This is a genomic window from Polaromonas sp. P3_C2 (genome assembly GCF_056402675.1).
Window position 1 is genome coordinate 1 of the sequence record NZ_JBFUGX010000045.1, and the last position, 11,648, is coordinate 11,648.

General features: G+C 64.5%; 13 protein-coding genes and 1 pseudogene. 3 read left to right on the forward strand and 11 right to left on the reverse strand.

Going from position 1 to position 11,648, the window contains the following annotated elements:
- The 3 genes and pseudogenes from AC1DWI_RS03670 to tsaB all read right to left on the reverse strand — a co-directional run.
- Positions 1-464: pseudogene (locus AC1DWI_RS03670) on the reverse strand (uracil-DNA glycosylase family protein); the annotation flags it as partial.
- Positions 461-940, reverse strand: coding sequence for a ribosomal protein S18-alanine N-acetyltransferase (gene rimI, locus AC1DWI_RS03675; protein WP_477670641.1), 480 nt, complete (start codon positions 938-940; stop codon positions 461-463). The pseudogene AC1DWI_RS03670 and the gene rimI, both read right to left, overlap by 4 nt.
- Positions 937-1,692 carry a tRNA (adenosine(37)-N6)-threonylcarbamoyltransferase complex dimerization subunit type 1 TsaB gene (gene tsaB / locus AC1DWI_RS03680; RefSeq protein WP_477670640.1) on the reverse strand — a complete coding sequence of 252 codons (756 nt, stop codon included), beginning with the start codon at positions 1,690-1,692 and terminating at the stop codon, positions 937-939. The genes rimI and tsaB overlap by 4 nt, the downstream gene beginning before the upstream one ends.
- Before the next feature lie 176 nt (positions 1,693-1,868).
- Between tsaB and dacB the strand changes: the two genes are divergently transcribed.
- Complete coding sequence (gene dacB, locus AC1DWI_RS03685) at positions 1,869-3,374, forward strand: D-alanyl-D-alanine carboxypeptidase/D-alanyl-D-alanine endopeptidase (RefSeq protein WP_477724393.1); 1,506 nt, start codon at positions 1,869-1,871, stop codon at positions 3,372-3,374.
- Entirely contained in the window at positions 3,371-3,634 is a 264-nt protein-coding gene (locus tag AC1DWI_RS03690) for a SemiSWEET transporter (protein ID WP_457282398.1), read from the forward strand. Before dacB ends, AC1DWI_RS03690 begins: the two co-directional genes overlap by 4 nt.
- Before the next feature lie 196 nt (positions 3,635-3,830).
- Here AC1DWI_RS03690 and AC1DWI_RS03695 read toward each other — a convergent pair whose 3' ends face one another.
- From AC1DWI_RS03695 to purE, 3 genes are read right to left on the reverse strand one after another with little or no spacing between them, the layout of a single operon-like run.
- On the reverse strand, positions 3,831-4,826 hold the full coding sequence (locus AC1DWI_RS03695) for an L-threonylcarbamoyladenylate synthase (RefSeq protein WP_477670638.1): 996 nt from the start codon (positions 4,824-4,826) through the stop codon (positions 3,831-3,833).
- Positions 4,826-6,094 (reverse strand): 5-(carboxyamino)imidazole ribonucleotide synthase, encoded by a 1,269-nt coding sequence (locus AC1DWI_RS03700; RefSeq protein ID WP_477724394.1) that lies wholly within the window; start codon positions 6,092-6,094, stop codon positions 4,826-4,828. Before AC1DWI_RS03700 ends, AC1DWI_RS03695 begins: the two co-directional genes overlap by 1 nt.
- Positions 6,091-6,600 (reverse strand): 5-(carboxyamino)imidazole ribonucleotide mutase, encoded by a 510-nt coding sequence (purE, locus tag AC1DWI_RS03705; protein WP_457282402.1) that lies wholly within the window; start codon positions 6,598-6,600, stop codon positions 6,091-6,093. Before purE ends, AC1DWI_RS03700 begins: the two co-directional genes overlap by 4 nt.
- Positions 6,601-6,760: 160 nt before the next feature.
- Between purE and trxA the strand changes: the two genes are divergently transcribed.
- Entirely contained in the window at positions 6,761-7,660 is a 900-nt protein-coding gene (trxA, locus tag AC1DWI_RS03710) for a thioredoxin (RefSeq protein WP_477670636.1), read from the forward strand.
- A gap of 3 nt (positions 7,661-7,663) precedes the next feature.
- Here the strand turns inward: trxA and AC1DWI_RS03715 are convergent, their stop codons facing one another.
- The 5 genes from AC1DWI_RS03715 to AC1DWI_RS03735 form a co-directional block, all read right to left on the reverse strand.
- The gene (locus AC1DWI_RS03715) at positions 7,664-8,053 is read right to left on the reverse strand and encodes a hypothetical protein (protein WP_457282404.1); all 390 of its coding nucleotides are present in this window, start codon (positions 8,051-8,053) and stop codon (positions 7,664-7,666) included.
- A 28-nt stretch (positions 8,054-8,081) separates the two neighbouring features.
- A complete protein-coding gene (locus AC1DWI_RS03720; protein ID WP_477670635.1) occupies positions 8,082-8,993 on the reverse strand; it encodes a phosphoribosylaminoimidazolesuccinocarboxamide synthase in 912 nt (303 codons plus the stop codon).
- 13 nt (positions 8,994-9,006) lie between these two features.
- Positions 9,007-9,660 carry a hypothetical protein gene (locus AC1DWI_RS03725; protein WP_477670634.1) on the reverse strand — a complete coding sequence of 218 codons (654 nt, stop codon included), beginning with the start codon at positions 9,658-9,660 and terminating at the stop codon, positions 9,007-9,009.
- A gap of 136 nt (positions 9,661-9,796) precedes the next feature.
- On the reverse strand, positions 9,797-10,861 hold the full coding sequence (gene fba, locus AC1DWI_RS03730) for a class II fructose-bisphosphate aldolase (protein WP_477670633.1): 1,065 nt from the start codon (positions 10,859-10,861) through the stop codon (positions 9,797-9,799).
- A gap of 425 nt (positions 10,862-11,286) precedes the next feature.
- A partial coding sequence (locus tag AC1DWI_RS03735; protein ID WP_477724395.1) for a pyruvate kinase alpha/beta domain-containing protein occupies positions 11,287-11,648 on the reverse strand: 362 nt, incomplete at its 5' end.

Here is an 11,648-nt window from a genome sequence, read left to right on the forward strand (position 1 = left end):
GCCTTGTGCAGGCGCGTAGCGCGCAGCATGTTGTCGAGCAGCTTGCCGGCATCGCCTTCAAAGGGGTTGAAAGACTCCCGCTGCAGCGCAGCCGCCGGCGTTTCGGCCAGCACCAGCCAGCGTGCGCCTTCGGCATGGGCGGCGTCAGCGTACAGGGCTTGCGCGTTGCCCATGCGCCACGCTGCCGTCGTGCCGGGTGCAGCGGTTTCGCGCGCTTCGGCCAGCGGGCGAACCGGCGCCTGCACGGGCCGCACGGGCGGCGCAACCTCACGCGGCGTAGCGGACGTGGAAGGTGCACTGACTTTTTGATCAAATTCACTTGCAGGCGTTACTGACTGTGCGCCAGCAGCTACCAAATCAGTAGCAACGGCAGCTTCAGCAGGCGCAGCAGCGACCGGCAACCACACGCGTACACCCATTTCGCGCAGCATGGCGCGCTGGCGTTTGTCGAGGTCCAGGCTCATAGCGCCAGGCTCATGACGACCGCATCTTCGCGCGTGGAAGCGCCGTCCGGGTAGTAGTTGCGGCGCGTGCCGACATGGCGAAAGCCGTAGCGTTCATAGATGGCCTTGGCCCGCACATTGCTCACGCGCACTTCCAGCCACAGCCACTGCGCGCCCTCTCCGCGCGACCAGAGGGCCAGCGCATCCAGCATGATGCGGGCCCAGCCCTGGCGCTGGTGTTCGGGGGCCACGGTGATGTTGAGCAGGTGTACTTCGTCAACGCCCTTCATGGCCACGAAATAACCGAGCAGCACGGCGTCGGGCGGGTTGCCGGCAGTGAGCAGTTGCGCCTGGTAGCCGGCGTTGAGCGAATCGTTGAAATTGCCGTGCGTCCAGGGGTGGTCATACGCGGTTTTTTCCACGCGCACCACCTCATCCAGCCATGCAGTTGTCATGGCTTCGAACTGGGCTTCGAGGGGCTTGAGGATGGCGTTCATGAAAGGGGTGGAGCGGCGGCCAGCTTGGCGGCCTTGACCTGGTCGCGCTCTTCGGTGGTCAGCGCTACTTTATCGCGAACGTAGAGCGGCAGGGCGAGGTCGGCGCTGACGCACAGCCCGGCAGCAGCCAGCTGCGGCGCCAGGCGCAGCATGGCGGTGGCGGTGGGCAGGGCCTCGGCCTGCGCAAATGCCGCAAGGCTGTCCGGCAACCGCCCGGCGTATACCGCAAAAACATTGCCCGCGAACAAACCGGCCGCAGTGTCAGGCACCAGGTTTTCAGGCCGGACCAGCCCGCATTCGCCGAGCGCCCGGCAGTGCCCGCCGCTGAACTCAAAACCCTGCACATACATTTCGTCCATGCGCGCATCCAGCAGCGCGGTGACGCGCAGGGTCGCATCGCCATCACCCTGCTGCTGAAAGCGCGCTTCTTCGGCCACAGCCATCGGCGTGTCGACAGGCAGCACGGGAATGCCGGCGCCCTGGTTGGCGCCCAGCGCCAGGCCTTGCGCCACCGCGCAGGCCGTGCGCAGGCCGGTAAAGGAGCCGGGGCCGCGCCCGAAGGCGATGGCATCCAGCTCGCCCAGCGCCAGGCCAGCCTCGGCCAGCAGCGCCAGGATGGCGGGGATCAGCGTGGTGGAAGCCTGCGCGCCGCCCGGGCCGTTGTGCTGCCAGACACGCGCACCGTCGGTCAGCGCCACGGACATGCGGTCGGTGCTGGTGTCAAAAGCGAGGAATTTCACAAGTTCAGGCATTAAATCGGGCTCATGCCCTTATATATCAGGCGCAAGCAGCTATTAAATTCATAGCAATCTGCGGGTACCCGGAGGCTGGGGCCGATGGGTAAGCCCTGATTATCCGCGCCAATGGCCGGCCACCCCGGCGCCCACCGGCAATGCCTTGCAGAACGCTCAACCGCGATAATCCCCGCATGACCCACGACTTGCTGCGCCCGCGCACGACACACACTGTTGCGCTGGCTGCCCTGGCGGCCATGGCAGCCCTGGCCGCAAGCCCCGGCCTGGCACAAACCGCACGCCTGCCGGCCCCGATTGAAAAAGCCCTGTCGCGCGCCAGGGTACCGCGCGATGCGGTGTCCATGCTGGTGGTGGAAGCCGGCAGCGGCAAACCGGTGCCGCGCCTGAGCTGGCGCGCCGATGTGCCGATGAACCCTGCCTCCGTCATGAAACTGGTGACCACGTATTCGGCGCTCGACGCGCTGGGCCGCGACTTCACCTGGAAGACGAAGGTGATACTGGACGGCAGCGCCTCGGGCGGCCTGCTCAACGGCAACATGGTGGTACAGGGCGGCGGCGACCCCAAGCTGGTCGTTGAACGCCTGCAGGCCCTGCTGGCCGAGGTGCAGGCCGGCGGGGCGCGGGCGATCCGCGGCGACATCGTGCTGGACCGCAGCGCCTTCAGCGTGCCGCCCACCGATCCGGGCGAATTTGACGGCGAGCCGCTGCGGCCCTACAACGCCCGGCCCGATGCGCTGCTGATCAATTTCAAAACCATCGTGATGACCTTCACGCCGGACCTGCCCAACGGCCGCGCGCTGGTGCGCTATGAGCCGCCGCTGGCAGGTGTGCAGGTGGGCACGACGGTGCCGATCGTGCGTGTGGCGCGCTGCGGCGACTGGCGCAGCGAGCTGCGCGCCAGTGTTGAAAATCCCGTCAACATCGAATTCCTGGGTACCTATTCTTCGGCCTGCGGCGAAAAGGTGTGGCCCAGCGCCTATTCCGACCCCGTGAGCTTTGCGGCACGCGCCATCGAAGGCTCGTGGCGGCAACTGGGTGGCCTGCTGACGGGCACAGTGCGCGACGCCACGCCGGCAGAGCTGGCCATGCTGCGCAGGACCGGCACCCTCTCGGGCGAAAAGGCCGCAGTGCGGTTTGAATACCAGTCGCCGCCATTGCTGGAAATGGTGCGCGACGTCAACAAATACTCCAACAACATCATGGCCCAGCACCTCTTTTTGACACTCGGGCTTTGGGCCGGCCTGGGCCAGCCCAAGGCCGGCACGCTTGAATCTGCGCGCGCAGCGCTCACCGCCTGGTGGCGCAAAAGCCTGCCCGGCAGCACGCCCCCGGTGATGGACAACGGCTCGGGCCTGAGYCGCGATGAACGCATCAGCGCCGCCAGCCTGTCGGCCCTGCTGCAGCACGCCGCAAAAAGCCCTTTTGCCGCTGATCTCGCCGATTCGCTGCCGGTGGCCGGCACCGACGCCACCATGCGCGAACGCGCCAGGCCGGTGGCCGGACTGGCTTTCGTCAAGACCGGCTCGCTGCGCGACGTGACCGCGGTTGCCGGTTATGCCAATGGCGACAGCGGCGCACGCTACATCGYGGTGGGGCTGATCAACCACCCGAACGCGCCCGCTGCGCGCCCGGCACTGGACGCCATGCTGGAATGGGCCGTCAAGGAGGGCAAGCGATGAACGCCACAGACATCGTGGGCTTTCTGGCAGCCGTGCTGACCACGGCGAGCTTTGCGCCGCAGGCCTGGCTGACCTTTCGCAGCCGCGATGTCAGCGGCATTTCACTGGCGATGTACAGCGCCTTTACCGTTGGCGTGGCACTCTGGCTGGCCTACGGCGTGCTGGCGGGCGCCTGGCCCATCGTGCTGGCGAACGCCGTCACGCTGGGGCTGGCGCTGGCCATTCTGGTGATGAAGCTGGTGTACGGGCGCGGTGACTGAATAGCCCGATGCCATACACGCCCCGCGCGGCAGGCACGGATGCTTCGTCGAAGTGCCTGCAAGTTATCCCTGCCGCCTGTGGACAAGGCTGTTGATGGCGGCGGGACTTGTGGACGAAAACACCGCTTGGCGCGGCATTGCGCCACAATGCCCGAAATTTGGGCAAACACCTTAGCGGCCTCCCGGGAAGGGCGCCTCAGCTCGCGGCAGCCCGCTGCAGCCGGTCGCGCACACCGTCCCACCCGGCATCGGCCGGCGGGTTTTCAATCCAGATCAGCTTGACGCCTTTGGTATCAAAGTCGCGCAACACGGCAAACAGTTGCTGTGCGGTGGCCAGTGCATCGTCAGGCATGCGGCGGTACAACACCTTGTCGGACTTGATGCGCACGATGCTGCGCGCGAAGACGGCGATGTGGGCCGCGTCGGCGCCCAGCAAATCGAGTGCGGTTTGTATGGGGCCGGCGTCCATCAGGCGCACCTTGGCGTCGGGCGCGTAGTGCGCTTCCAGCGTGCCGGAAGCACGTGGCGCATCGCCTGCGCCCAGGGCTTGCTGCTCAAATTCGTCCTTGCCCAGTACGGCTTCGCCGCATGCTGCTTCCAGTTGTGCGCGCGTGAGGATGCCCGGGCGCAGCAGCACGGGGCGCCCGCGCGTGCAGTCGACGATGCTGGACTCGATGCCGACATCACAGGGCCCGCCATCGAGCACCAGCAGGCTGTCGCCAAACTCTTGCTGCACGTGCTGCGCGGTGGTGGGGCTGACGCGGCCGAAACGGTTGGCGCTGGGGCCGGCCACGCCGGTGTCGCAAGCCTTCAGAAAAGCCAGCGCGACAGGGTGTGAGGGGCAGCGCAGGCCGATGGAATCCTGGCCGCCGGCCGCGGCCGCCGCCACGCCTTCCTTGCGCGGCAGGATCACGGTGAGCGGCCCGGGCCAGAAGGCTTTCATCAGGCGCGCGGCAAACGGCGGCACGCTGCTGGCGTAAGCGTCTACGTGTGCCGCATCGGCCACGTGCACGATGAGCGGATGGTCGGACGGTCGGCCCTTGGCTTCAAAAATTCCGGCGACGGCTTGATCGCTGGAAGCGTCGGCGCCCAGGCCGTACACCGTCTCCGTCGGGAAGCCCACCAGCCCGCCGGCCCGGATGCGGCGTGCGGCTTCAAGAATGGCCTCAGGGTCCGTACCGGGAAGAATCATCAGAGGGCGTCCAGGCCGGGCAGGCCCAGGATGGATGCAACCTGGCGTGCCGTGGCCTTGACTGAAGCGACGTCGGGGCCTGTGATGTTGAGATGGCCCATCTTGCGGCCGGTGCGGGCTTCGGTTTTGCCGTAGAGATGCAGGTGCGTGCCGGGCAGTGCCAGCACGGCCTGCCAGTCGGGCGTGCGCATCTTTCCGTGAGCGTCAAACCACACATCTCCCAGCAGGTTGAGCATGATGGCCGGTGAATGCTGGCGCGGCTGCGGCAGCGGCAGGCCGGCCATGGCATGCACCTGCAGGTCGAACTGCGACACGTCACAGGCGTCCATCGTGTAGTGGCCGCTGTTGTGCGGGCGTGGCGCCATTTCATTGACGATGAGCGCGCCATCGGCGCTGCCGTCGTCCACCAGGAAGAACTCGACGCAGAGCACGCCGACATAGTCAATGTGTTTTGCTATGGTTTTGGTAGCTGCTTGCGCACGACCAGCAAGCGCTGCAGGCATATTTCCTTCATAAGCTTGCGTCACCGCGAGGATGYCGTCGACATGCACATTCAGCTGGGGCGCAAAACTCACGACGCTGCCGTCCCAGCCGCGCGCCACGATGACCGAGCACTCGGCCTTGAGCGGCAGCATTTTTTCGAGCACACAGGGCACCTGCTTCAGGCCAGCCCAGGCGGTGGCCAGTTCGTCCGCATTCTTGACGCGGACCTGGCCCTTGCCGTCGTAGCCCATGCGCGCGGTCTTGAGGATGCCGGGCAGCAAGCCGGCCGGCACGGCCTTCAGCTGCCCGGCTGTTTCAATCACGGCGTAGGGTGCGCAGGTAACGCCGGCCAGCACGCCGGATTCAGCAGCGCTGGCGGTGAAGTGGGATTTTTCCTCGATGCGGTTTTGCGCGATGGCCACGGCGGCAGCGCCGGGTGCCACGGGCCGGCTGGCGGCCAGCGCCTGCAGCGCGCCGGCGGGCACGTTTTCAAATTCGGTGGTGACGGCGGCGCACAGTGCGGCCAGTTGGGTCAGCCCTTTTTCATCGCTGTAGCCGGCCTGGATGTGGTGATGGCTCACCAGGCCCGCGGGGCTTTGCGGATCGGGGTCCAGCACCGCCGTGAAATAACCCAGGCGCTGCGCGGCATGCACAAACATGCGGCCCAGCTGGCCGCCGCCCATCACGCCGAGGGTAGCGGGCTGGCCGGAGGCCGAGGCCGTGCCGGGAAAAATAGGCAACTCCGGCAGGCTGGAGGCGGCCCGGGAAGAGGTGGAGGCGGTCATGCTGGCGGCAGCGTCATGGCGTGCGCGGCAGCGGTTTGCTCTGCACGGAAAGCCTGCAATTGGGCGGCCAGCGCCGGGTTGTGCAGGGCCAGCATGGCCACCGCGAACAGGGCTGCATTGGCTGCGCCGGCGTTGCCGATGGCAAAGGTGGCGACCGGAATGCCCTTGGGCATCTGCACGATGCTGTGCAGCGAGTCCACGCCCTGCAAATGCTTGCTGGCCACGGGAACGCCCAGCACCGGCACAGTGGTTTTGGCGGCCAGCATGCCGGGCAGGTGCGCTGCGCCGCCAGCGCCGGCAATGATGGCCTGCAAGCCGCGACCGCCGGCACCTTCGGCATAGGCAAACAGCTCGTCGGGCATGCGGTGGGCCGACACCACCCGGGCTTCGTGCGCAATGCCGAATTGCGTCAGGATCTGCACGGCGTGCTGCATGGTCTCCCAGTCGCTGCTGGAGCCCATCACCACACCCACCAGGGGTTTTGCCGAATTGTTGCTTGTTGTCATGCGGGGACCTTCAAGGCCGGGGTTGCAGGTTCTAACCCCATGATTTTAAGGGCAGGCCACCGCAAGGGCCGGGCCGTGCGTGCTACGCTCTTGCCTCTCAGGCGTCCAGCTGCGCCGACCCGGTTGAAAACCGGCCCCGATACCCCAACTTTGCCAGACCATGATCGACGTCACCATTGCCAACTTTGAAGCGGAAGTCGTTGCCGCATCCATGACCACGCCTGTGCTGATCGACTTCTGGGCGCCCTGGTGCGGCCCCTGCAAGTCGCTCGGGCCCATCCTTGAAAAAGTGGAAGTGGAATATGCCGGGCGCTTCAAGCTGGTCAAGATCGACTCCGACCAGGAGCAGCAACTGGGTGCCGCTTTCGGCATCCGGAGCATCCCCACCTGCATCCTGATGATGAACGGCCAGCCGGTGGACGGTTTTGCCGGCGCCCTGCCCGAAGGCAAGGTCAAGGAATTTCTCGACAAGCATTTGCCGCCGGCTGAAGAGCAGCCCGAAGAGCAGGAACTCGCGCTCGAAGAAGAAAGCACCGACCCCACTGCCGTGCTGGAAAAACTCCAGCATGCCGTCGCCGCCAACCCGGCCGACGACAACGCCCGCTTTGACTATGTGAAGCTGCTGCTGCAGCTGGGCCGCGAAGACGACGCCAAGGTGGCGTTTGCGCCGGTGATCGCCCAGACCACGGTGGTGCGGCGTTTTGACTCGCTCAAGCGCTGGATGGATGCTATGGATTTTGTAGCTGTCGGCGCTTATGGAGTGGGCGCCGCAGCCGGTTTTGATGCAAAGATTACGGCCAACAAACGCGACTTCGAAGCACGTTTTGACAAAGCCCGCTGGCTCATGGCACAGCAGCGCTGGACCGAGGCGCTGGACGAGTTGCTGGAAATCCTGATGCGCGACAAGGCCTGGAGCGAAGACCTGGCCCGCAAGACCTACATCGCCGTGCTCGACGTCATGGAAGCGCCCAAGCCCAAGGTGGCTGATGGGCAAATCCCGCCGGAAGATGCGACCGTGGCGACGTACCGTCGGCGCCTCAGCAGCGTCGTCTTGAGCTAGGGCTTATTGGCCAAACAGCCAGCGCGTCAAGGCAAAAGCAAACCCGAACAGCGCGGCATAGCCTGCCACCTCAACGCTGAATTCACGGCGCGATTCGCGCCACGCACGAGCCCTTTCGACCAGCAGCCCCGCCAGCAAAGGGGCAAGCAGCAGATTGAGAATTTGCAGCCAGTGCAGGCGAATCGCCAGATGAGGCACCACCAGCACGGTGAGGAGGCCGGCGCCAACACCTGTAGCCACAGACCAGGCAGCTTCCTGCACGGGAGTGAGCTCATGGTCGCGTCCGTGCAGCTTGTACCAGGCCGCCTTGAAAACACCGCCAAAAAACTCACCGAAGAGCTGCAAAAACAGTTCACCGAAAAATTCGAACAGCAACTCGAGCAGGAACTCCATGGAGAGCGCCGGCGACTGCTGCCGTGCCTCAGGCCGTCAGGCGGGCCAAGGCTTCCTGGTACTTGGCAGCGGTCTTGGCAACCACATCGGCCGGCAGGTGCGGCGCAGGCGGGGTTTTGTCCCAGGGCTTGCCGTTGATGCGTACGCTTTCAAGCCAGTCGCGCACAAACTGCTTGTCGTAGCTGGGCGGGTTCTGGCCAGCCGCGTAGGCCGCTTCATAGCCTTCAATCGGCCAGTAGCGTGACGAATCCGGTGTCAGTACCTCGTCCATCAGCGTAAGCACGCCATTCTCATCAAGGCCGAATTCGAATTTGGTGTCGGCAATGATGATGCCCTTGGTCAAGGCGAAGGCGGCGGCGGTGCTATAGATCTCGATGCTGATCTTTTTAATCTGCGCGGCGAGTTCGGGGCCCACAACCTTGACGACCTGCTCGTAACTGATGTTTTCGTCGTGCTCGCCGGCTTCGGCTTTGGCGGCCGGTGTGAAGATGGGCTCGGGCAGTTTTCCGGCGTTCTTCAGGCCCGCGGGTAGCGGTACGCCGCAGACGGCCTGGCTCTCCTGGTATTCCTTCCAGCCGCTGCCGGCCAGGTAGCCGCGCACCACGGCTTCGACCGGGATGGGCTTGAGGCGCTTGACCAGCATGGAGCGGTTCACGACCTGCGGCACCTCGGCCGGCGTGACCACGCTTTCGGGCGTCTCGCCTGTCAAGTGGTTGGGGCAGATGTGGCCGAGCTTGCCAAACCAGAACAGCGCCATCTGCGTGAGCAGCGCGCCCTTGCCGGGAATCGGCTCACCCAGGATGACATCGAATGCACTCAGCCGGTCGCTGGCCACCATCAGCAGCCTGTCTTTACCCACGGCGTAGTTATCGCGCACCTTGCCACGCGCGAGCAGGGGCAGGGAGGTCAGGGCGGAAGTATGGAGAGCAGGAACTGTCATCAATGGATCCATGTCAATTGAACCGGTGGCTCAGGAACGGCTTGGAGAATTGTGAGCCGTACTTGATGGAAGAAACGCTGGCAAGTGCCGGGTGCGAGAGCACGATGTCCGAGGGCGCCGCAGACCATTCGCCGGCGCGCTTGAATTCGGTCCAGTAGCTCAGGCTCGAAGGCGAGGAAGAAGCCGGCTCGATCCAGTATTTGCTGAGCTGCGCATTGCCATTGCTGAATTTGTAGATCACGCTGGCCGTGCCGGTGCGCGCGATGGCGGCTGCAATTTGCAGGTACCAGCCTTCGGAAACATCAGGCGGAACACCTGAAGGATTGATGGTCTTGTAGAAGGCTTCACCGGCCAGGATAGGGTGCTTACCCTCCGACTGTGCGATGCAGACGGCAGTGGATCCCGTCACGACAAGGTAGCCGGCATCGCGCTCATGGCCGTGGATCACTGTGGTTCCCCGCGGCAACGGAAGCTTCCAGTTACCCAGCACCGCCGTAGTGCTGCGCTCGGTCCAGGACGGCATGCAACGTTTCGCGGTGGCCCCAAAATTCTCGCGCGTCAGGGTCACGGTTTCGAACTGCCCGGACAACTGCATCTGGGCGTACGGCACGAAACCTGTTTTTTCGACGATCGGCCGCTGTGGCGCCGCACACGATGTGAGCAGCATGACAAACGGCACCAAAGCAGCCGCCCTAAGCGACACGAAGGAAAGTGGGAACACAGGCGCCCTCAAGTAAATGCCGCTTTTGCAGCCGGCCAACGCCGGCACTCGTTACGGATGCCTGTCGCGATAGCGTTGAAGTTTAATGCACGACCTGGGCGAGCTCGCCCTTGGCGTACTTGGCGGCCACGACCTGCAGGGCGTCACCCTTGATCTTGGCGCCCTGGCCTTCACAGCCGAATTCGATGTAGCGCTGCTTGCACAGGGCCTTGGCGGCTTCGCGGGCGGGCTTGAGCCACTCGCGGGCGTCGAATTTCTCGGGGTTTTCAGCCAGGAACTTGCGCACCGCGCCGGTCATGGCCAGGCGGATGTCGGTGTCGATGTTGATCTTGCGCACGCCGTGCTTGATGGCTTCCTGGATTTCCTCGACGGGCACGCCGTAGGTTTCCTTCATCTGGCCGCCGTACTGGCGAATGACAGTCAGCATTTCCTGCGGCACCGAGGACGAGCCGTGCATCACCAGGTGGGTGCTCGGGATGCGCTTGTGGATTTCCTTGATGCGGTCGATCGCCAGGATGTCGCCGGTGGGCTTGCGGGTGAATTTATAGGCGCCGTGGCTGGTGCCGATGGCAATCGCCAGCGCGTCAATTTGCGTGCGCTTGACGAAGTCGGCGGCCTGCTCGGGGTCGGTCAACAGCTGCTCGCGCGTCATGGTGGCGTCGGTGCCGTGGCCGTCTTCCTTGTCGCCCTTCATGGTCTCCAGCGAACCCAGGCAGCCGAGCTCACCTTCGACGGTAACTCCGTATTTGTGGGCCAGCTGCGAGACCTTCTTGGTCACCTCGACGTTGTATTCATAGCTGGCGATGGTCTTGCCGTCGGCTTCGAGCGAGCCGTCCATCATCACGGACGAAAAACCAAGGTCGATGGCGCCCTGGCAAACGGCAGGATTCTGGCCGTGGTCCTGGTGCATGACCAGCGGGATGTTGGGATACATCTCGATAGCCGCCTCGATCAGGTGTTTGATGAAGGGTTCACCGGCGTACTTGCGGGCGCCTGCGCTGGCCTGCAGGATGACGGGCGCGCCGGTCTCTTTGGCCGCTTCCATCACGGCTTGCACCTGCTCAAGGTTGTTGACGTTAAAAGCCGGAATGCCGTAGCCGTTGACTGCCGCATGGTCCAGCAGCTCGCGCATAGAAACGAGTGCCATGTGTGATATCCCCAGAAGTTAGAAAAACACTGCCAAAAGGCGGGTTCCTCGCGAGGGCCGTGCGGCGTAAAAGCCGCCTGGAAACGCCCGTAACCACGAAGTAACCGAAGCCTTGATTCTAACGTTTACCCGAATAGGGTGGGATAACCGAACTTGTGTCTGAATGCATGCCGTAACTGCTTGTAAGCGTTGCCCACCCCCGTCCAGGCTCACTGCGTGTAGCCTGTTCCCCCCTCAAGGGGGCGGCGCCTTGGGCCGGCGAAGCCGGACCCTTGGCCCCTGCTGGTGGAATACCCCGCTGGTTGCGCTCAAAGAACTCTTCAAGCCAGCATGAGCCGCGGGACTGGCTTTGCCAGACCGCAGGCGGGCGGCCCCCTCGGGGGGCAGGGAGCTACACGAAGTGAGCGACCGTGGGGGCCATATCTTTAAGCTACCCTGCAGATCTTCAGCATATTGGTGCCGCCCGGTGCGCCCATGGGTTCGCCGCAGGTGATGGCATAAATGTCACCGCTTTCGACGATGCCGCGTTTTTTCAGGTGGGCCTCGGCATCGCCGAGCGCGGTGTCGCGCTCGACACTCTGGTCCATCAGCAGCGGCCTGACATTGCGGTACAGCGCCATCTTGCGCTGGGTCGCCAGTTTGGGCGTCAGCGCGTAGATGGGGATATGGATACGGTGGCGGCTCATCCACAGCGCCGTAGAGCCCGAGTCGGTCAGCGCCACAATGGCTTTGCAACCCAGGTGGTGGGCCGTGAACAAGGCGCCCATGGCGATGGACTGGTCAATGC

Coding starts and splice junctions, on each gene's coding strand:
- fba (WP_477670633.1), bottom strand. CDS start 10,861: ATGGCACTCGTTTCTATGCGCGAGCTGCTGGACCATGCGGCAGTCAAC.
- purE (WP_457282402.1), bottom strand. CDS start 6,600: ATGACAACAAGCAACAATTCGGCAAAACCCCTGGTGGGTGTGGTGATG.
- tsaB (WP_477670640.1), bottom strand. CDS start 1,692: ATGCCTGAACTTGTGAAATTCCTCGCTTTTGACACCAGCACCGACCGC.
- rimI (WP_477670641.1), bottom strand. CDS start 940: ATGAACGCCATCCTCAAGCCCCTCGAAGCCCAGTTCGAAGCCATGACA.
- AC1DWI_RS03690 (WP_457282398.1), top strand. CDS start 3,371: ATGAACGCCACAGACATCGTGGGCTTTCTGGCAGCCGTGCTGACCACG.
- AC1DWI_RS03720 (WP_477670635.1), bottom strand. CDS start 8,993: ATGACAGTTCCTGCTCTCCATACTTCCGCCCTGACCTCCCTGCCCCTG.
- AC1DWI_RS03725 (WP_477670634.1), bottom strand. CDS start 9,660: ATGCTGCTCACATCGTGTGCGGCGCCACAGCGGCCGATCGTCGAAAAA.
- trxA (WP_477670636.1), top strand. CDS start 6,761: ATGATCGACGTCACCATTGCCAACTTTGAAGCGGAAGTCGTTGCCGCA.
- AC1DWI_RS03715 (WP_457282404.1), bottom strand. CDS start 8,053: ATGGAGTTCCTGCTCGAGTTGCTGTTCGAATTTTTCGGTGAACTGTTT.
- AC1DWI_RS03695 (WP_477670638.1), bottom strand. CDS start 4,826: ATGATTCTTCCCGGTACGGACCCTGAGGCCATTCTTGAAGCCGCACGC.